Annotated in this window: 21 protein-coding genes; 14 read left to right on the top strand and 7 right to left on the bottom strand. The window is 66.5% G+C overall.

Annotated elements, in window-relative coordinates; all coding sequences use genetic code 11:
• Positions 1–47: 47 nt before the first annotated feature.
• The 3 genes from ACQHGV_RS02280 to ACQHGV_RS02270 all read right to left on the bottom strand — a co-directional run bounded on the left by ACQHGV_RS02280 (position 48) and on the right by ACQHGV_RS02270 (position 1,498).
• Entirely contained in the window at positions 48–275 is a 228-nt protein-coding gene (locus ACQHGV_RS02280; protein WP_007406947.1) for a F0F1 ATP synthase subunit C, read from the bottom strand.
• Between the two features lie 80 nt (positions 276–355).
• Entirely contained in the window at positions 356–1,147 is a 792-nt protein-coding gene (locus ACQHGV_RS02275; protein ID WP_440979274.1) for a F0F1 ATP synthase subunit A, read from the bottom strand.
• 33 nt (positions 1,148–1,180) lie between these two features.
• On the bottom strand, positions 1,181–1,498 hold the full coding sequence (locus ACQHGV_RS02270) for an AtpZ/AtpI family protein (protein ID WP_183952778.1): 318 nt from the start codon (positions 1,496–1,498) through the stop codon (positions 1,181–1,183).
• A 605-nt stretch (positions 1,499–2,103) separates the two neighbouring features.
• Here ACQHGV_RS02270 and ACQHGV_RS02265 point away from each other — a divergent pair.
• Positions 2,104–2,580 carry a hypothetical protein gene (locus tag ACQHGV_RS02265; RefSeq protein ID WP_440979273.1) on the top strand — a complete coding sequence of 159 codons (477 nt, stop codon included), beginning with the start codon at positions 2,104–2,106 and terminating at the stop codon, positions 2,578–2,580.
• Positions 2,581–2,659: 79 nt separating this feature from the next.
• Here the strand turns inward: ACQHGV_RS02265 and ACQHGV_RS02260 are convergent, their stop codons facing one another.
• From ACQHGV_RS02260 to ACQHGV_RS02250, 3 genes are read right to left on the bottom strand one after another with little or no spacing between them, the layout of a single operon-like run.
• Positions 2,660–3,040: a YdbL family protein gene (locus ACQHGV_RS02260; RefSeq protein WP_409791721.1), complete on the bottom strand. Its 381-nt coding sequence runs from the start codon at positions 3,038–3,040 to the stop codon at positions 2,660–2,662.
• Entirely contained in the window at positions 3,040–3,228 is a 189-nt protein-coding gene (locus ACQHGV_RS02255; protein ID WP_440980110.1) for a YnbE family lipoprotein, read from the bottom strand. Before ACQHGV_RS02255 ends, ACQHGV_RS02260 begins: the two co-directional genes overlap by 1 nt.
• A gap of 29 nt (positions 3,229–3,257) precedes the next feature.
• The gene (locus tag ACQHGV_RS02250; protein WP_440979272.1) at positions 3,258–6,503 is read right to left on the bottom strand and encodes an intermembrane phospholipid transport protein YdbH family protein; all 3,246 of its coding nucleotides are present in this window, start codon (positions 6,501–6,503) and stop codon (positions 3,258–3,260) included.
• Positions 6,504–6,561: 58 nt separating this feature from the next.
• Between ACQHGV_RS02250 and radC the strand changes: the two genes are divergently transcribed.
• From radC to ACQHGV_RS02210, 8 genes are all read left to right on the top strand, one after another.
• Positions 6,562–7,251: a RadC family protein gene (radC, locus tag ACQHGV_RS02245; RefSeq protein WP_440979271.1), complete on the top strand. Its 690-nt coding sequence runs from the start codon at positions 6,562–6,564 to the stop codon at positions 7,249–7,251.
• 250 nt (positions 7,252–7,501) lie between these two features.
• Positions 7,502–8,077: an aminoacyl-tRNA hydrolase gene (gene pth, locus ACQHGV_RS02240; protein ID WP_312489684.1), complete on the top strand. Its 576-nt coding sequence runs from the start codon at positions 7,502–7,504 to the stop codon at positions 8,075–8,077.
• The gene (locus ACQHGV_RS02235; RefSeq protein ID WP_312489685.1) at positions 8,074–8,676 is read left to right on the top strand and encodes a TIGR02466 family protein; all 603 of its coding nucleotides are present in this window, start codon (positions 8,074–8,076) and stop codon (positions 8,674–8,676) included. The genes pth and ACQHGV_RS02235 overlap by 4 nt, the downstream gene beginning before the upstream one ends.
• A gap of 163 nt (positions 8,677–8,839) precedes the next feature.
• Positions 8,840–9,034 carry a hypothetical protein gene (locus ACQHGV_RS02230; protein WP_183952770.1) on the top strand — a complete coding sequence of 65 codons (195 nt, stop codon included), beginning with the start codon at positions 8,840–8,842 and terminating at the stop codon, positions 9,032–9,034.
• Positions 9,035–9,255: 221 nt separating this feature from the next.
• Positions 9,256–10,356 carry a redox-regulated ATPase YchF gene (gene ychF, locus ACQHGV_RS02225; RefSeq protein WP_440979270.1) on the top strand — a complete coding sequence of 367 codons (1,101 nt, stop codon included), beginning with the start codon at positions 9,256–9,258 and terminating at the stop codon, positions 10,354–10,356.
• 78 nt (positions 10,357–10,434) lie between these two features.
• The gene (locus tag ACQHGV_RS02220; protein ID WP_440979269.1) at positions 10,435–10,827 is read left to right on the top strand and encodes a BLUF domain-containing protein; all 393 of its coding nucleotides are present in this window, start codon (positions 10,435–10,437) and stop codon (positions 10,825–10,827) included.
• A 104-nt stretch (positions 10,828–10,931) separates the two neighbouring features.
• Positions 10,932–12,245, top strand: a complete 1,314-nt coding sequence (locus tag ACQHGV_RS02215) for an alkaline phosphatase family protein (RefSeq protein ID WP_440979268.1) — start codon at positions 10,932–10,934, stop codon at positions 12,243–12,245.
• 10 nt (positions 12,246–12,255) lie between these two features.
• Positions 12,256–12,705 carry a MaoC family dehydratase gene (locus ACQHGV_RS02210; RefSeq protein ID WP_440979267.1) on the top strand — a complete coding sequence of 150 codons (450 nt, stop codon included), beginning with the start codon at positions 12,256–12,258 and terminating at the stop codon, positions 12,703–12,705.
• 294 nt (positions 12,706–12,999) lie between these two features.
• On the opposite strand, the gene ACQHGV_RS02205 is transcribed toward ACQHGV_RS02210, so the two are convergent.
• A complete protein-coding gene (locus ACQHGV_RS02205; protein ID WP_440979266.1) occupies positions 13,000–13,506 on the bottom strand; it encodes a hypothetical protein in 507 nt (168 codons plus the stop codon).
• A gap of 307 nt (positions 13,507–13,813) precedes the next feature.
• Here ACQHGV_RS02205 and petA point away from each other — a divergent pair, with 307 nt between their 5' ends.
• The 5 genes from petA to ACQHGV_RS02180 all read left to right on the top strand — a co-directional run bounded on the left by petA (position 13,814) and on the right by ACQHGV_RS02180 (position 18,036).
• On the top strand, positions 13,814–14,407 hold the full coding sequence (petA, locus tag ACQHGV_RS02200; protein WP_183952764.1) for a ubiquinol-cytochrome c reductase iron-sulfur subunit: 594 nt from the start codon (positions 13,814–13,816) through the stop codon (positions 14,405–14,407).
• A gap of 14 nt (positions 14,408–14,421) precedes the next feature.
• Positions 14,422–15,720: a cytochrome b gene (locus ACQHGV_RS02195; RefSeq protein WP_440979265.1), complete on the top strand. Its 1,299-nt coding sequence runs from the start codon at positions 14,422–14,424 to the stop codon at positions 15,718–15,720.
• 26 nt (positions 15,721–15,746) lie between these two features.
• Positions 15,747–16,595, top strand: a complete 849-nt coding sequence (locus ACQHGV_RS02190; protein ID WP_440979264.1) for a cytochrome c1 — start codon at positions 15,747–15,749, stop codon at positions 16,593–16,595.
• A 449-nt stretch (positions 16,596–17,044) separates the two neighbouring features.
• The gene (locus ACQHGV_RS02185; RefSeq protein ID WP_409791693.1) at positions 17,045–17,581 is read left to right on the top strand and encodes an adenine phosphoribosyltransferase; all 537 of its coding nucleotides are present in this window, start codon (positions 17,045–17,047) and stop codon (positions 17,579–17,581) included.
• Entirely contained in the window at positions 17,581–18,036 is a 456-nt protein-coding gene (locus tag ACQHGV_RS02180) for a tRNA (cytidine(34)-2'-O)-methyltransferase (RefSeq protein WP_440979263.1), read from the top strand. Before ACQHGV_RS02185 ends, ACQHGV_RS02180 begins: the two co-directional genes overlap by 1 nt.
• The last annotated feature ends 10 nt before the right edge of the window (positions 18,037–18,046 follow it).

Genomic DNA, 18,046 nt, shown 5'->3' with positions numbered 1-18,046 from the left:
TATCAACCGGGCGCATCGTCAGCGACACGCCCGGCCGATCCGAATGATTAGGCGACGAACACCAGGATGATCATCGTCACGAAGGCGAGCAGGCCCAGAAGCTCGGCACCGGCGAAACCGATGAAGAGGCGGCCCTGCTGGCTGTCCGCCGCACCCGGATTGCGCAGCGCGCCTTCGAGGAACTTGGCGAACACGTTGCCCACGCCGAGCGAGGCGATGCCCATGCCGATAGCGGCCAGACCGGCACCGATCAGCTTCGCGGCTTCTGCGTCCATTTCAATCACTCCAGTTCAAAAAGGGTCGTTTGGGTATTCAAGTCGGCGGCGCGACCGCCCGCCCGATCCGGCTCCCCGGATCAGTGCAGGTTGACGGCGTCGTTCAGATAGACCGAGGTCAGCAGCGCGAAGACATAGGCCTGGATCGCGGCGACCAGCAGTTCGAGAAGCGTGATGCCGATCATCAGCAGGAAGCTCGGCAGGGTGATGAGCGCGGCGTAACCGGGGCCCATGTTGATGCCGTTGATGACGAAGGCGGCGAGAACCTTCAGCAGGATGTGCCCCGCGGTCATCGCGACGAACAGTCGCAGACCCAGCGAGAAGGGGCGCACCAAGAAGCTCATCAGCTCGACCACGAAGATCAGCGGAATCATGAGCGGCGGCGTGCCGTGCGGCACGAACAGCGCGAAGAAGTGGAAACCGTGACGACCGAAGCCGACGATCAACACGATCGCGAACGAGATCAGCGCGAGCACGCCGGTGACGGTCACATGGCTGGTCACGGTGAAGGGGTGGACGCCACGAACGATGCCGAAGGGCAGCAGGCCCAGCACGTTGGCGAACAGGATGAACATGAACAGCGAGAAGACGTAGGGCAGGAAGCGCTTGCCTTCCGGGCCGATGTTCGACGTCAGCATCGCATTGACGAAGCCGGTGAAGCCCTCAACCGCGGCCTGCCAGCGACCGGGGACCAGATCGCGCTTCATGCCGCCGATCATGAAGATCCACAGCGCAACCAGCGTCACCACCATCCACAGAGCGGAATTGGTGAAGGAAAGGTCGTAGCCGCCGACCACCCAGTGCTGACCGAGCACCGGCTCGATCAGGAACTGGTGCATCGGATCAATCTTGCCGCCCGATTCTGCCGCCACGCTGCTTCGTTCCCACATATGACGAACGCCCGGTTACTCCGGGCGCTCACCAGAAATCCGAATGATCTGCCTGAACGCCACGCCGATCCCCAGGAACAGCATCACGATCAGGGCCCAGGGTGCGGTGCCGAACCAGCGGTCGAAGAGCCAGCCGATCAACGCACTGCCGACAAGACTTCCGATCAGCGCGGAGATCACGCGGCTGCCCTGGGAATAACCCCTGTCGGCGTCCACCTTCACCCCCTGCCGCGCTACGCCGTCCGCTTTCGCCTTGGCCAATCGCTGATCCAGCGCGGCCAGACGCGGATCGTCCGCATCGCCAAAGTCCTGTCCGGGTTCCTTCTCCGCCACGCAGCCACCCTCACCTGATTTCGTCACCGAAGGGGAGAATGCGCGCGAACGGCGAGCGACCCCGCCAAGGCGAGGCCCGTTTAGAAAGCGTGTCCTCCCAAGTCAACCGCCTGGGGGTGGGGTTGTGACAGATGTGTTAAGGATTGTTGCCGATGGGGGACAGGGGGCTGCCCGACGCCCCTCCTTCTCCCCTCCCGCAGGCGGGAGGGGTCGAGGGAGGGCTGGTGTTGTCCGCAGGCAGATAAACCTGATTTGAAGCAAGAGCAGAAGCACACCCAAACCGCCTGCCCAGCGCTATGTGACCTACCCCCCCCTCCTGCCAGCGGGACGGGTAAGTACGCCTCATACGTCTTGCCCAACTGAAGGCTGTGCAAGACGTGACAATGTTCCCTTTGAGCAACCTGATTCCGCCATAGCACTTCCTATCCGCACCGTTGTCACAGCTGGCTGCAAACTGAGTTTACCGACAACTGTTATAGCATCAGGCCGCTAAGGCGTAACCAATTGTCTCGGAGAGAATCATGATTTGGTATTCGAAACGTTCGGTAACGCCACCAACAATCACCCCCATGTCGAGTCTGACCCGGATCAGACGATGGACCGCCATGCGCCGGTGGATTTTGATAGGCCTGACGCCGCTAGGTTTGGTGGCCCAAGCGGCGTGTTCGGAACCTGCGTTACCGAGCAACACGCCCTACGCAGCGACACCGGCGACGGTCGAAACGCCCATGTCGCCGTCGCCGAGCACGACCGATGACAGCCAAACCGCATCGAAAATCAATACCAAACGCGATCGTACGATTGCCGGCGGAAAGCACGTCTGTGACATCGATTTCGTGTATGCGGGGCGCGAACCCGAAAACGTATTTTGGGAGGAACCCTGCAGGGCTGTCACGGCCAAGATGATCGGAAGCGCCGATCTGAAAGCCTTGGGCCGTTGGAGCAGACTGGACTCATTTCAACGGAAATTCGTCGATCAGATGCCCGGCGGGCGTGTCCTGTATATTGAAGGATCGCTCAGCGCTTCGGTCTATCCGATCGATGAGACCGGAAACAGCATCGAGGTTCCGGTCGCGGACTGATCCACGAGGCGCGCATATCGCTCTCTCCCGACCCTGTCATTCCATGGCCGGGAGAGGCTTTTCACTAAATATACCTCGCTTACACGCAGGCCGGCGCGCGCTCGGGTGCGGCGCCGGTGCGGGTCTTCCACACGCCTTCCGGCGTCTTGTACTTCTCGCCGGACGCGGTTTGCGCGATCAGGTTGCAGCCGCTGGTGAAGGCCATCTGCTCGACGGTCGCGCCGCTGGCCTGCGCCTTCTGGGTATAGGCGGCCTTGCGCTGGATATTGATGTTGTTGACCAGCGCGCGCAGCTCGGGCGTGGCGCCGCCGACGATGCCCAGATAGCCATCGGGCTGTTCGCCGACCTGGCCTGCGGCACGCGCGGCGGCATAGGCCGGATCGCGCTGCGCCATCGCCATGCCCGATACACCCAGCAGCACTACCGCACCCAACGCCGCCATCACCATCTTCGTCTTCATCAGAATATCCCCGGATTCTGCTGGATCAGCGATTTGGCCTCGCCATCCAGGCGATATACCACTTCCTGCGTCACATTGATGTTCAGATTGATCTCGATCGGCTTGTCCGGCGCGGAGATGTTGACGCATCCCCCGCTCAGCATGGCCAGCGCGACCGGCATCCATCGTGTCACCGCCAAGATCGGCATCCTGTCCTGCATTTTCAATCCTGTTACGGTCATGGCACGGTCTCGCTTGCCAAGGGCTGAATGGTGGAGGCGTTCGGCGCGGGCGGCGCGGCGCGCTTGTTCTGTTCCTCGAGCAGCGCGGGCAGGTTGCGCTGGATCAGGCGGCGCGGATCGTAGAAGGACTGCGCCGAGTCGAGCAGGCCCCGGAAGGGCGCCTTGATCCGCACGTTGAACACAAAGGGCAGCCTTTGCAGGCGGCGGATCAGGAAGTTGGACTTGGCGCCCTTGCCCTGGCTGATCCCGGCGAAGCGGACGTCCGTGACCATTTCGCCCGCCAGCGGCCCGTTCATGTCGATCCGCAAGGAGCGGTAGTTGAGCGAGCGCAGCGCGCCGAACGCGAGATTGCCCCAGAATCCCAGATCCTTCTGGGTCAGCTCGCCCAGATAGGCGATGCTGCCGCCGCCCGGCCGCACGACCAGCCGCCCGCCCTCGATCCGCCCGCCGCGCTCGTCGAAGATCATCGGCAGCGTGCCGTCGAACACACCCGTAGCGTTCAGATTCTGGAAGTCGAACTGGAGCAGGAACTGGTCCGCCGCCGCGCCATTGACGTGGAAGGTCATCCGCCGCTCGACCGGCTGCGAGAAGTCGAGCAGCGTCGGATCGAGCGTCAGCGTGCCGCCGGCAAAGGGCCAGCGTCCGTCCTCGACCCGGATGCGCGTGCCCGACAGAGTCTGATAGCGGACGACGCCGTTGGTTACCTGGATGCCCGGATTGACGGTGCGGATCGTTACTTCCTGATGCGGCGCGCTTTCCAGCGCGAGCAGGTCGGTGAAGCGGATCGTGCCGACGATGCCCGTCACCGGACCGAAGGCGGCGGCAAGGTCGATGCCCTCGGTGCCGAACTGCCCGGTCGAGCGCACACCGTTCGGGTCCCATTCGATTCGCCCGCGCCCAGCGACCGTGCCCCGGACATCGGCGATGACGCCGAAGGTGACCGGAGTCAGCCGTTCGGGCTGGAAATCCTTGCCGAAGGTGATGCCAGGCACCACCAGATCGGCCGAGCCCGCCCCCCGGTCGAGCGCATGGTCGATGACGAGGTCGGCGACCTTCACATCATGGGTCGGCTCGAACAGCGTGCCCGTGGTGTGAATCCGGCTGCCATCCAGCGTCAGCGCGACGCCGCGCGCCTCCATCGGCAGGAAACGCGGCGAATCGGCACGCGCGTCATGGACCCATAGCGCGCCGTTGAGGCTCAACACGCCCCCCGCCAGCCGCCAGTCGCCGGCCGCCTGTTTGAGCAGCAGCGGCACCTGCCCCACCTGGCCATCGCCGCCGGTGAACTGCCCGGCAAGGCCGTTGGCGGTGATCTGGCCGGTCAGCGTCTCGGCATCGATTCGCGTCGACGATTCGGGCCGGCCGATCAGGCTCTTCACCCCGGTCAGCGCGAAGCGGCGATCCGCCAGCATGAACCGCGCGCTGGTCGCCGACAGCGCCAGCGGGCTGCTGCCGATCCGACCGGTCAGCCGGGTCGCGCCCAGTCGCGCACCACCGCCCAGGCGGTTGCCATCCAGTCGGACCAGCGCGCCATCGACCGGGCACACCCGCGTCGCAACCTCGTCGAGCCGCAATCCCGAAAGTGCCAGCGCCCGGATGCGCAGCGGCTGGCAATCGGGATTGATCCACAACCTCCGCCCGCCGTCCCAGCGGGCGGTGACCGGCAGGACCAGCCCGTCGATCCGCCCGCCGCTTATCGGGCCGGACAGCGCGACGCGGCTGGTGATCCGCGTCTCGCCATTCGCCGCCGCCTGGAAGACCAGCCGGTCGAGCGCCAGGCTGGCACCATCGGCATCGTAGCGCGCCAGCGTCGCGGTGCCGCGCATCGGAGCGCGTGGTCCGTCCTGTCGCAAGGTGGCGCGCAGCGACGGCAGGCCGCCGCCCTGCATCGCCAGACGCGTATCGATCCGGACGCCCCGACCATCGACGATCAGGCCCGTGTCCCCGGCCAGCGCCAGCCGTCCGCCGCTGGCGGAGGCGAGCGACATACGGGGCACGCGCACGACAAAGCCCGGACCACGCGGCCCCCGATCGCTGTCGAACGCCAGCGCCATGTCGAGCGCGAAGCGCCGTCCGGCCGCTTGCGCCGCGCCCAGCATCTTGCGCACCACCGGCCCGACCGGCGTACCCGCCGCCGCACCGCTCCATGCGTCGAGCCGGTTCAGCCACGTCGCCGCCACTCGCGCGCCACCCAGTTGCACGCGGCCGTCGAAGTGCGCGACCCGGCCGAGCAGATATTGCCCGGCGATGGTCGCGCGTTCGGCGCGCCCGGCCTCGCCGGCGACGTTGCGCGCGATGATCTGCACCCGCCCCGTGGTGGCGCGGGCATTGCCGGCGAAATCCAGCGACCCGCCGATCGCCCCGGCCACGACCGAAGGGTGCCGGATCGCACCGCTGCGCAGGCGGGCCTGTCCCTGCCAATGATCGAGCGCGCGTGACAGGGTCACCTCGGTCCGGGCGGACAGACGCGATACCCCCACCTCGCCACAGCGCAGCGAATCCAGCTGCACCGGGCCGCTGAGCGTCGGCTGTTCGTCGACGATCCGCACCCGCATCGGCGCGGCCAGCCCGGTGGCGGCGCAATCCCCGACGCGCAAGGCGGGCGCGACCGCGCCCAGCCTGCCCGAGAAACCGTCGTTCAGCCGCCCCCGCCCCGACAGGCTCAGCCCGACCAGACCGTACGGCGTTTCGAGCTGGATACCGCCATCCTCGACCACGACGTCAAGCTTGGGCAGGACGAAAGGCGCGCTGGAATCGGGCGTGGGCGCCGGCATCAGCCGGTCGAGCGCGCCCAGGCTGATCCGGCCATCGACCAGCCGTCCGCGCAACCGCACCCGTCCGGCGCGCACTCCGGTCACTTGCGGTCCCGACAGGGTCAGTCGCGTGCGCGTCTCCAGCCAGTCGGCCACCAGATCGGGCCGGCGCGGATCGCCGATCACGACGTTGGTCAGCCGCTGTCGCCCGAATCCCAGATCGGTGATGGTATAGCGCGCGGGCACGCCCCGGCGCGCGAGTTCGCGGTTGACGACATCGCTGGCGAGCGGCTTGCGCGCGATCCATAGGCCGATCAGCGCGAACAGCAGGATCAGCGCGATGCCGATCAGGATGCGTTGCAGCCGCCGGAAGCGCCGAACGGGGCTGACGGACGTTTCGACCTCCTCGCCCGTACCCTCCACCCCGCTACTACTCCCTCCGCATGGGTCGGTGTCATAGCCGTCCCGCCGCGCGCGAGGCAATCGCACGAAGCCCCGCGACAGTTCCCGATGCGGCCCTTATGATACCCGGCCGGGGGGCCAGGCCATGCGTGACGACGATCAGGACCGGGCGAGCGATCATGCCGGACATCGCGCACGGCTGCGCGATCGATTACTGAGCGGCGGCGGATTGCTCGACCATGAACTGCTCGAATATCTGCTGACGACCGCGATCCCCCGGCGCGACACCAAGCCGATCGCCAAGGCCCTGCTGCGCGAGTTTCATGACATTGGCGGCGTGCTGACCGCCGATCCGGTCGCGCTGCAAAAGGTCGACGGCATCGGCGAGACCGCGGCGGCGACGCTCAAGATCGCGCACGCCTGCGCGCTGCGGCTGGTGCAGGCGGAGGCGGCGAAGCGGCCCATCCTGTCCAACTGGCAGGCGCTGCTCGACTATCTCCATGCCGACATGGCGCATCACGGGGTCGAGCGGTTCCGGGTGCTGCACCTGAATACGCGCAACATGCTGATTCGTGACGAGCTAATGGGCGAAGGCTCGATCGACCAGGCGCCGGTCTATATCCGCGAGGTGATCCGGCGCGCGCTGGCGCTGGGATCGGCGGCGATCATCCTCGTCCACAACCACCCCAGCGGCGACCCCTCGCCCAGCCGCGCCGACATCGATGTGACGCGCGCGATCGCGGAGGCGGGCAAGCGGCTCGGGATCGCGGTGCATGACCATCTGATCATCGGCACGTCCGGGCATGTGAGTTTGCGGGCACAGGGGTTGATTTGAGGGGGATTCCCTTGGGCTTCGACTTCGGCGCGATGCGCCGAAGTTTATCCTGAGCGGCTGGCTTGCCAGCCAGCCGAAGGGCTCAGCCTGAATGGAGAATTGGATACCCGGCCAAACCACCTAACCGCCGTTCAGGTTGAGCGAAGCCGAAGCCCACGCCTCAACCTTCGCCCACGCTCCCACCCCGCATTGGAAACCCGAAGCCCCCGGTGCTACGGCCCTGCCCAACCAAGCGAACGAGGAAATCCACATGCAGGTCTGGACCGGGCTGGGCAATCCGGGGCCGCAATATGCGATGCACCGCCACAATGTCGGCTTCATGGCGATGGACGCCATTGCCGAGGTGCATGATTTCGGCCCCGTGAAGAAGCAATTCCAGGGCTGGACCCAGGAGGGCCGGATCGGCGGGCAGAAGATCCTGCTGCTGAAACCCGCGACGTTCATGAACGAAAGCGGCCGCAGCGTCGGTGACGCGCTGCGCTTCTACAAGCTGGGCGTGGAGGCGCTGACCGTGTTTCACGACGAACTCGACATCGCGCCCTTTCGCGTGAAGGTGAAGACCGGCGGCGGCACGGCGGGGCATAACGGGCTGCGCTCGATCGACCAGCATCTGGGGCCGGACTTCCGCCGCGTGCGGCTGGGCATCGGTCATCCGGGACATAAGGACCGGGTGACGGGCTATGTGCTCGGCAACTATGCCAAGGCCGAGATCGAGCCGCTGTCCGACCTGCTCGGCGCGGTATCGGCGGAGGCGCATTGGCTGGCGGAGGGCGATGACGTCCGCTTCGTCAACGACGTCGCGCTGCGCATGGGGGATGCGGCATGAGCGTACGGCGTCTCTTCGCCTCGCTGCTCTATGAGGGCCAGCTCGACGATGCCGATCTGCTGGAGGAGATCGAACAGAGCTGCTGGGCGCTCGCCGAGGACGACCGCGCCGGGCGCCGCTGGTCGAAGGAACATGGCTATCGCGGCTATACCAGCTATGCCTCGCTCAACGACCTGCCGGTCCGCGATCCGGTGTTCGCCGATCTGCGCAAGAAGCTCGACCGCCATGTCGCGCGCTTCGCCGAGGAATGCGCCTTCGATCTGGGCGGGCGCAAGCTGAAGCTCGACAGCCTGTGGGTGAACGTCCTGAAGCCGGGCGGGCATCATTCGGCGCATATCCATCCCCATTCGGTCGTCTCGGGCACGCTCTATGTCGCCATGCCCAAGGGTTCGGGGGCGCTGAAGCTGGAGGACCCGCGCCTGCCGATGCTGATGGCGGCCCCCCCGCGTCGTCCCGATGCGCCGGACGACCTGGCGACCTTCGCCACCGCCACGCCCGAGCCGGGCACGGTGCTCCTCTGGGAAAGCTGGTTGCGGCACGAGGTCGTCCCCAATGGTGCCAAGGGCGAGCGGATCAGCGTCAGCTTCAACTATCGCTGATCTGACGCCCGCAGGGTCGACGACCTGCACCGCACCCGCGACCGGATGAAAAGTTCCTTCATTTGGTCGCGCACCAAAGGCGTTTCGTCGACGCGATATCGTGCCGTTAACCTATCTTGGTTATGGGCGATAGCGATCGCACCCCAGACCGGACGCTACCCCGATGCTCGAATTCGCTGTCTTCACCTTTGGCATGTTGGCGAGCTTCGTGCTGTCGGGCCTCGGCCGGAACAAGAAGGCGCAGCGCGCCAATCCGCCGATGCTGCACTATATGGGCCTGGTGATGATGGGCTTTTCGAGCGCGCTGGGCATGCTGTTGCTCGGCTGGGCCGCCGCGATGATGGTCGGGATCGCCTGACCCCAATCACCCCTTCCCCGGCCCGTTCAACCTGAGCGAAGTCGAAGGCCAAGTGCTGACCTTCGCCTCAGGGGGCACTTTGCCAACCAATTCCCATGGCCTTCGACTTCGCTCAGGCTGAACGGCCGTTTGGGCATCAGGCGGCCCCCACCACCCGTTGAGAAATCCCCCCATCGCCGCTAGAGGGACGCTTTCTCCCTTTCCTGTAGGATAAGCGACGCATGGGTTTCCGCTGCGGCATCGTCGGCCTGCCGAATGTCGGCAAGTCCACCCTCTTCAACGCGCTGACCGAAACGGCGGCGGCGCAGGCCGCCAATTATCCGTTCTGCACGATCGAGCCCAATGTCGGCAACGTCGCGGTCCCCGATCCGCGCCTGTACCAGCTGGCCGAGATCGCCGGTTCGGCCAAGATCATCGAGACGCAGCTCGCCTTTGTCGACATCGCCGGCCTGGTCCGCGGCGCGTCCAAGGGCGAAGGGCTGGGCAACCAGTTCCTGGGCAACATCCGTGAGGTGGATGCGATCGTCCACGTCCTGCGCTGCTTCGAGGATGGCGACGTCACCCATGTCGAGGGCAAGGTCGACCCCATCGCCGATGCCGAGACGGTCGAGACCGAGCTGATGCTCTCCGACCTGGAAAGCCTGGAAAAGCGTGTCCCCGCCTTCATCAAGAAGGGTCAGCAGGGCGACAAGGAAGCCAAGATCGCCGCCTCGGTGCTCGGCCAGACGCTCGACCTGCTGCGCGAGGGCAAGCCCGCCCGGCTGACCAAGCCCAAGGACGACGAGGAAGCGCGCGTCTTTTCACAGGCGCAGCTGCTGACCGCCAAGCCGGTCCTCTATGTCTGCAATGTCGAAGAATCGAACGCGGCGAACGGCAACGCCCATTCGCAGCGCGTGTTCGAGAAGGCCGCCGCCGAGGGCGCGCAGGCCGTCGTCGTGTCGGCAGCGATCGAGGCCGAGATCGCGACCATGCCTACCGAAGATCGCGGCGAATTCCTGTCCGAGCTGGGCCTGTCGGAAACCGGCCTCGCCCGCGTCATCCGCGCCGGCTACGCGCTGCTCGACCTCCTCACCTTCTTCACCGTCGGGCCCAAGGAAGCCCGTGCCTGGACCGTCCATCGCGGCGCCAAGGCACCCAATGCGGCGGGCGAGATCCACAGCGACTTCGAACGCGGCTTCATCCGCGCCGAGACGATCGCCTTCGCCGACTATATCGCCTGCAAGGGCGAGGCGGGCGCACGCGACTCGGGCAAGCTGCGCGCCGAGGGCAAGGAATATGTCGTCCAGGACGGCGACGTGATGCTGTTCCGCTTCAACGTCTGACGACGCGCCGGGCGGCGACCGCTCTGCCCGGCCGTCTTGGCCCTTGCACGAGATAGATATCGCGATATCTATCTCGTCATGATCCATGTTAACCCTGTTCGCCGAATCATTTACAGCAGCCAGTCGGTGGGCGGTGACGAGCGCGCCGATCACCAGGACATTTTGGCGGTGTCACGGCGCAACAATGGCATGGACGGCATATCCGGCATCCTGTGGACCGGCGGCGGGCAATATCGCCAGCTGCTCGAAGGCCCGGCCGACAGCGTGCGCGAAACCCTGTCGCGGATCATGCGCGATCCGCGCCATGCCGGCATCCGCATCCTCGACGATCGCATGACCGACGCCCCGGTCTTCGGCGACTGGGCGATGGCGAGCCTGCCGGGCGATCGACCCGACGAGTCCGCGCAGCGGCTCCGCCTGCTGCTGCGCAACGCCGATCCCGATATTCGTCGGTTCTTTCCCGTCGACTGACCGGTGCCGGCACGGCCGGCCCCTGCCACGCGGCAAGGCATCATTCGCCTCGCCTGTGTCATAAGAGGACGCTATCGGGCTCGGACGAAAGGACTTTCCCGACCGTGATCCGCCGTTCGCTTACCGCCATCGCCCCTGCCCTTCTGGCCCTGCTCGCCGGGGGTTGCGCCTATCCCTATACCCCGCCCGCGCTGGAACCGGTGACACGCGCTGTGCCGGAATCCCCCGCCTCGGCTGCCGCCGCCACTGGCGAGGCGAAAGCAGCGGTGACCATCCTGGTGTCGATCGACGGCTTTCGCGCCGACTATCTGGCGCGCGGGCTGAGCCCCAACCTGTCGCGGCTGGCGGCGACCGGCGCGACGGGCGTGATGCGGCCGGCCTTCCCGTCCAAGACCTTTCCGAACCACTGGACGCTGGTGACCGGCGTCGTGCCCGACCGGCACGGCATCGTCGCCAACGGCTTCCTCGACCCGGCGCACCCCGGCGAGCGCTTCACCATGTCGTCGGAGCAGCCCTATTGGTGGAACGCCGCCGAGCCGATCTGGGTCACCGCCGAAAAGGCCGGCATACCGACCGCGACGATGTTCTGGCCCGGCTCGAATATCGCCTGGGGCGCCACCCAGAAGCCCAATGGCGATTTCGAGGGCGGCCTGCGCCCCCATGACTGGCAGCAGTTCAGCGGCGCGGTCAATGACCGCCAGCGGGTCGACGCCATCATCGACTGGCTGCGGCGGCCGGCGGCGACCCGTCCCCGCTTCCTGACGCTGTATTTCGACGAAGTCGATCATATGGGCCATGAGGCCGGGCCGGATTCGCCCGAGGTCGCCGGAGCGATCCGCGCCGTCGACGCCGCCATCGGTCGACTGCGCGACGGGCTGGCCGCGCTAGACCAGCCGGCCAATCTGGTCATCGTCGCCGATCACGGCATGGCCGCCACCTCCAGCGACCGGGTCGTCGCGCTCGACCAGTTTGCGGACCCGGCCGATTACCAGCTGATCGAGGACGGTCCCTTCGCCGCGATCCAGGCGGTGCCGGGGCATGAGGCCGCGCTGGAGCGCCGTCTGCTCGGGCATCACGACCATGTCGATTGCTGGCGCAAGAGCGAGATTCCCGCACGCTTCCATTATGGTCGCAACCCCCGCATCGCCCCCTATTTCTGCCTGGCGGAGGCGGGATGGCTGATCAGGGCGAAGCGCCCCGACAAGCCCTTTGCCGGCGGCATGCATGGTTATGACAATGCCGACCCCAGCATGGCGGCGCTGTTCATCGCGCATGGCCCCGCGATCCGGCCCGGCATCCGCCTCGCCCCGTTCGACAATGTCGCGGTGGCGCCTATGCTGCGCGACCTGATCGGCTTGCCGCCGGGCCAGGGGCTGGACGGCACCGACGCGCCGCTTCGGCGTGTGTTCAAGCGATAAGGAGCGCGGAATGGTTTTTCTGGAGGACGTCACGGTCGGCGACAAGGCGAGCTTCGGCAACTGCCATGTCGACCGCGACGAGGTGATCGCCTTTGCCGAGCGCTTCGATCCGCAGCCTTTCCACCTGTCCGACGAAGCCGCCGCCGCCACCCATTTCGGCCGGCTGTCGGCCAGCGGCTGGCACACCGCGTCGATGACGATGGCGATGATCGTCGCCTATTACCGCGAGACGGGCTTCCAGAGCCTAGGGTCGCCCGGTGTCGACGAACTCCGCTGGCTGAAGCCGGTCTATCCCGGCGATACGCTGCGCTGCGAAACCGAAGTGCTGGAGACGCGGACCTCGGCCAGCCGGCCCGAAATGGGGTTCGTCATCAGCCAGCTGACCGTGTTCAATCAGGACGATGTCGCCGTGATGCGGTTCCGCCCGACCCTGCTGGTCCGGACGAAAACGGCGGGTTAGAGCGTGATGACATTGCACCGAGTCAACGCGAGTCCCTCCCCTTCAGGGGAGGGGTTGGGGTGGGGCATCGCCGCGAACTGCTCGCCTGTGGAAGCGCCCCACCCCCGGCCCCTCCCCTGAAGGGGAAGGGGTGGGTTCCCTTCATGTCATCCTGCTATAGGGTCTGATCCACTCGCGTGGAGGCGGCATCGGCCCGCTCCCCATCCGACCATCCATTCAGGATACGCTTTGGAGGGTCGGGTAGGGAAGCGGGCCGGCGCCGCACTGATCCGGTTTTGCTGGATCAGCCTCTAATCAGCGCGGGCCGCGTCCGCCGCGCCCGCCACCCCAGCGGCCGCCGCGCCACGTGCCCGGCGTCCCGCGATTGCCGCGCCAGCGCTCGGCCCGCGGTGCGCCCGGCGTCGGCACGACGGTGCCGCGCCCACGCCAGCCGGGTGCCGCACCGGGCACCGGCCCGCGCCAGCCGCCCCGGCCCCAGCCGCGCCACTGATCGCGGATCGCGCCGCCGCGCCATGCGTCGCGGCGCCCCTGCCAATAGGCGCGCTGCCCGTCATTCCAGGCATAGGGACGACGGTAGCGGTCGTAGACATAGACGCCGGTGCCCGGATAATAGAAATTGTCGTACCAGCCATAATAGGACGGCGCGTAACCCAGCCCGCCGCCATAATAGCCGGGCGCATAGCCGCCGCCATAGCCCGCGCCGACCGACACGCCGCTATAGCCATAGCCATCGGTGCATCCGCCCAGCGCCAGCAACCCGGCCGCGACTAACGCGCTCCACGTCTTGCCCAAGACCATCATGCCTCTCCATGCCCCTGTCGATCCGTGGCGGGTGCGGCAGGGGTCCGTCATCCGCGTCGATCAGCGGTCAACCCGCCGTGATGGCGACAGTTCCTGCGCGCCCGTCGCTGCACCGGCGCTGAACCGGCCGGTCGAAGGGGGGATTGGCCCAAAGGGGATTGGCAAAGCCCGCCAAGCAAGGCTAACCTGACGTACCGTTCATCATGGGCGGGCTGTGACAGGACGGCGCATGACCGGAATCAATCCGGCACGACCGTCCAAGAGCGTACCGTTTGCGCACGCGATCGAAGGTGGAGGGACAGGACGAATGGCGATGACGGACAATACCGTACCCCCCGGCGAGGCGCCGGAGCCATTCCAGGAAGAGGTCCATGATCCCCGCCGTCGCGACTTCATCAACATCGCGGCCGTGTCGTTCGCGGGTGTCGGCGCGGTGGCGATCGTCCTGCCGCTGATCAACCAGATGAACCCGTCGGCCGATGTGCTGGCGCAGGCGACGACCGAGATCGACCTGTCCAAGATCGCACCCGGCCAGGCGATCAAGGCCAGCTTCCGGAAGCAGCCGCTGTTCGTGCGCAACCTGACGCCCAAGGAAATCGCCGAGGCCGATGCGGTGCCGCTGTCCGAGCTGCGCGATCCGCAGACGCTGGCCGAGCGGACCAAGCCGGGCAAGAAGAATTGGCTGATCACGCTGGGCGTGTGCACCCATCTGGGCTGCGTGCCGCTGGGCGCGGGCGAGGGCGAGAACAAGGGCCCCTATGGCGGCTATTTCTGCCCCTGCCACGGCTCGGCCTATGACACCGCCGCGCGCATCCGCAAGGGTCCGGCCCCGCTGAACCTGCTGGTGCCCGACTATAAATTCGACAGCGACACGACCGTCACGGTCGGCGCGGCCGCTTAAGGGAGACCCGAGACATGAGCTTTCCCTGGGCCAAGCATTATCAACCCAAACAGCCGGTCATGCGCTGGCTGGACGAGAAGCTGCCGCTGCCGCGCCTCGTCTACAATGCGGTGGGTGCCGGCTATCCGGTGCCGCGCAACCTGAACTATTTCTGGAATTTCGGCGTGCTGGCGGGTGCCGCGCTCGCCATCCAGATCATCACCGGCGTCGTGCTGGCGATGCATTATGCCGCCAATGCGGGCGTCGCCTTCGACTCGGTCGAAAGCATCATGCGCGACGTGAATGCGGGCTGGTTCCTGCGCTATGCCCACGCCAACGGCGCGTCGATGTTCTTCATCGTCGTCTACACCCATATCTTTCGCGGCCTCTATTACGGATCGTACAAGGCCCCGCGCGAGATGGTGTGGCTGCTCGGCGTCGTCATCTTCCTCCTGATGATGGCCACCGCCTTCATGGGCTATGTGCTCCCCTGGGGGCAGATGAGCTTCTGGGGCGCGCAGGTCATCACCGGCTTCTTCTCGGCGATCCCGCTGGTCGGCGACACCATCCGCATCTGGCTGCTCGGCGGTTTCGCGCCGGACAATGCGGCGCTCAACCGCTTCTTCTCGCTCCACTATCTGCTGCCCTTCGTGATCGCGGGCGTCATCATCCTGCACATCTGGGCGCTGCATATTCCGGGGTCGAACAACCCGACCGGCGTCGATGTGAAGGGCGAACAGGACACCGTGCCCTTCCACCCCTATTACACCGCCAAGGATGCGGTGGGCCTGGGCGTGTTCCTGCTGGTCTTCGCCAGCCTGCTGTTCTTCTTCCCCAACTATCTGGGCCATCCGGACAATTACATCCCGGCAAACCCGCTCTCGACGCCGGCGCATATCGTGCCCGAGTGGTATTTCTGGCCCTTCTACGCGATCCTGCGCGCCTTCACCGCCGACTTCATCCTGCCCGCCAAGCTGTGGGGCGTGCTGGCGATGTTCGGGTCGATCCTGCTGCTGTTCTTCCTCCCCTGGCTGGACAGCTCGCCAGTGCGCTCGAACAATTTCCGGCCCAAGGCGCGGATCGCCTTCTGGGTGCTGGTGGTCGACGTCCTGCTGCTCGGCTGGTGCGGCGGTTCGCCCGCGACGCCCTTCTTCATCATCCTCAGCCAGCTGACGGCGGCCTATTATTTCCTCCACTTCCTGGTGATCCTGCCCTGGATCGCCCGGACGGAGCGGCCCGCGCCGCTGCCCAACTCGATCACCGAGGCGGTGCTGGCCAAGCATGGCGGCACGGCCCCCACCAAGTCGGCCCTGACCCCTTCGGCCTCGGCCTGACGCGAACCGAGAGAGGATAAAAGAACATGGTTCGTGGCATCGCATTCCTGGTCGGGGCGGCCTTCACCTTCGTCCTCGCCATCGCGCTGTGGGGCAGCGTGTCGGGACTCATCTCCGAGCCACCCGCTCCCACCGCCGAGGAGGAATTCCACCTTCATCCCAAGGAAGCGCATCTGGCGTCCGACGGCATCTTCGGCCGGTTCGATCGTCGCCAGCTCCAGCGCGGTTTCCAGGTCTACAAGGAAGTCTGCGCGGCCTGCCACTCGCTGCGGCTGGTGGCGTTCCGCGACCTCGCCGATCTCGGCTATAACGAGGCCGAGGTGAAGGCGATCGCCAATCAATGGGCGATCGAGCAGCCGTCGATCAACCCCGAGACGGGCGAGGCGACGACGCGCAAGAACGTCCCCGCCGACCGCTTCCCCTCGCCCTTCGCCAACGAGGTCGCGGCACGCGCGGCGAACAACAATGCGCTGCCGCCCGACCTGTCGCTGATCACCAAGGCGCGGCATGAGGGCACCAATTACGTCTATTCGCTGGTCGGCCCAGACGCCTATCGCAACCAGCCGGCCGAGCTGCTGCGCAAATTCCCCGACGCCAAGACGCCTGCGGGCCTGCACTATAATCCGTACTTCGCGAACCTGAACATCGCGATGCCGCCGCCCATCACCCAGGACGGTCAGGTGCAATATGCCGACGGCACGCTGGCGACCCGCGACCAGATGGCCAAGGACGTCGCCGCCTTCCTGACCTGGACCGCCGAGCCCAAGCTGGAATCGCGCCATGCCGCCGGGATCGGCGCGTTCCTGTTCATCCTGGTGTTCTGCTTCCTGGCCTGGGGCGCGTATCAGAATGTCTGGCGCGACGTGAAGCATTGAAATCGGACTTGCCGATGTGAGCGCCTGGGGCGGCCTTCCCATAGGGAGGTCGCCCTTTTCTTTTTGGGGAAGCGGAGCATGGCACCTCCCCAACCTCCGTTCAGCCTGGGCGACGTCGAAGCCCACGCTTCCGCCCGAGCCGCGATCCCTTTTGGGAAAGGGATTCCCTTGGCCTTCGACTGCGCTCAGGCTGAACGGAGGTTGGGTATGGCGGGCCTTGCAATCGGCGCTTTTGAGAGGTGCCCCTATAAACGGCCGCCACCTCCCTCCCCTCCGTTCAGGCGGAGCGTAGTCAAAGCCTACGCCCGCCCCTGCGCCTCACGCCCATCCCCTTGGCCCTCAACGCCGCCCAAGCAAACCGCAGGGCAGATACGGAAAGACCACGCAAAGGCCAGCGATCCTGCCCTACCCCCTTTACCCCCGCGCGCTGCCGGCCCATTAGGCCGCGCATGAGCGCCAATGACGATCTCAAAGCCCTGATCCGCACGATCCCGGACTTCCCCAAGCCCGGCATCCAGTTCCGCGACATCACCACCCTGCTGCTCGACCCCGGCGGCTTCGCCCTCACCATCGAGCGGATGGCCGCTGCGACGCGGGGGAAAATCGATCTGGTCGCCGGGATCGAGGCGCGCGGCTTCCTGTTCGCGGCCGCACTCGCCGCGCCGCTCAAGGCCGGCGTGCTGCTGATCCGCAAGGACGGCAAGCTGCCCGGCGCGACCATCGCCGAGGATTATGCGCTGGAGTACGGCCAGGACCGGATCGCGATCCATGAGGATGCGCTGGTCCCCGGCGCGCGCGTGCTGCTGGTCGACGATCTGATCGCCACCGGCGGCACCGCGCGCGCCGCCGTCCGGCTGATCCGCAAGGCTGGCGGCGTGGTCGAACAGGCGCAGTTCCTGGTCGACCTGCCCGATCTCGGCGGCGCCGATGCCCTGCGCAAGGAAAACATCGCGGTCGATGCGCTGGTATCCTTTCCGGGGCACTGATGCGGCTCGCGCTCTATGAACCCGACATCGCGGGCAATGTCGGTACGCTGATCCGCACCGCCGCCTGTTTCGGGGTGGCGGTAGACCTGATCGAGCCGATGGGCTTTCCCTATTCCGACCGGGCGCTGGCGCGATCGGCGATGGATTATGCCGACCGCGCCGAGGTCGTGCGGCACGCCGACTGGGCGGCCTTTCGCGCCGCGACGCGCGGCCGGATCGTATTGGCGACCACGCTGGGCGCGATCCCCCTGCCCGAGATGCGGTTCCAACCCGACGATGTGATCCTGCTCGGCTCGGAGGGCGCAGGGGTGCCCGCCGCCGTGCATGACGCTGCCGACATCCGGGTCCGGGTGCCGATGTGCCCCGGAGTCCGATCGCTGAACGTTGCGATCACTGGCGGGATTTTGATGGCCGAGGCGCGGCGCCAGACCGGTTGGGACCAAATGCCCGGTTGACCGCGTCCCC

Source organism: Sphingomonas pseudosanguinis (genome assembly GCF_052056765.1).
GTDB lineage: Bacteria > Pseudomonadota > Alphaproteobacteria > Sphingomonadales > Sphingomonadaceae > Sphingomonas > Sphingomonas pseudosanguinis.
This window is presented reverse-complemented; position numbering and strand designations above follow the sequence as displayed.

Bases quoted from the DNA above. Each gene is read 5' to 3' on its own strand.
- ACQHGV_RS02255 (WP_440980110.1), bottom strand. From the start codon at position 3,228: ATGCCGATCTTGGCGGTGACACGATGGATGCCGGTCGCGCTGGCCATG.
- ACQHGV_RS02180 (WP_440979263.1), top strand. From the start codon at position 17,581: ATGCGGCTCGCGCTCTATGAACCCGACATCGCGGGCAATGTCGGTACG.
- ACQHGV_RS02220 (WP_440979269.1), top strand. From the start codon at position 10,435: ATGATCCATGTTAACCCTGTTCGCCGAATCATTTACAGCAGCCAGTCG.
- ACQHGV_RS02260 (WP_409791721.1), bottom strand. From the start codon at position 3,040: ATGAAGACGAAGATGGTGATGGCGGCGTTGGGTGCGGTAGTGCTGCTG.
- ACQHGV_RS02230 (WP_183952770.1), top strand. From the start codon at position 8,840: ATGCTCGAATTCGCTGTCTTCACCTTTGGCATGTTGGCGAGCTTCGTG.
- radC (WP_440979271.1), top strand. From the start codon at position 6,562: ATGCGTGACGACGATCAGGACCGGGCGAGCGATCATGCCGGACATCGC.
- petA (WP_183952764.1), top strand. From the start codon at position 13,814: ATGGCGATGACGGACAATACCGTACCCCCCGGCGAGGCGCCGGAGCCA.
- ACQHGV_RS02205 (WP_440979266.1), bottom strand. From the start codon at position 13,506: ATGATGGTCTTGGGCAAGACGTGGAGCGCGTTAGTCGCGGCCGGGTTG.
- ACQHGV_RS02195 (WP_440979265.1), top strand. From the start codon at position 14,422: ATGAGCTTTCCCTGGGCCAAGCATTATCAACCCAAACAGCCGGTCATG.
- ACQHGV_RS02190 (WP_440979264.1), top strand. From the start codon at position 15,747: ATGGTTCGTGGCATCGCATTCCTGGTCGGGGCGGCCTTCACCTTCGTC.
- ACQHGV_RS02235 (WP_312489685.1), top strand. From the start codon at position 8,074: ATGAGCGTACGGCGTCTCTTCGCCTCGCTGCTCTATGAGGGCCAGCTC.
- ACQHGV_RS02265 (WP_440979273.1), top strand. From the start codon at position 2,104: ATGCGCCGGTGGATTTTGATAGGCCTGACGCCGCTAGGTTTGGTGGCC.
- ACQHGV_RS02280 (WP_007406947.1), bottom strand. From the start codon at position 275: ATGGACGCAGAAGCCGCGAAGCTGATCGGTGCCGGTCTGGCCGCTATC.
- ychF (WP_440979270.1), top strand. From the start codon at position 9,256: ATGGGTTTCCGCTGCGGCATCGTCGGCCTGCCGAATGTCGGCAAGTCC.
- pth (WP_312489684.1), top strand. From the start codon at position 7,502: ATGCAGGTCTGGACCGGGCTGGGCAATCCGGGGCCGCAATATGCGATG.
- ACQHGV_RS02185 (WP_409791693.1), top strand. From the start codon at position 17,045: ATGAGCGCCAATGACGATCTCAAAGCCCTGATCCGCACGATCCCGGAC.
- ACQHGV_RS02210 (WP_440979267.1), top strand. From the start codon at position 12,256: ATGGTTTTTCTGGAGGACGTCACGGTCGGCGACAAGGCGAGCTTCGGC.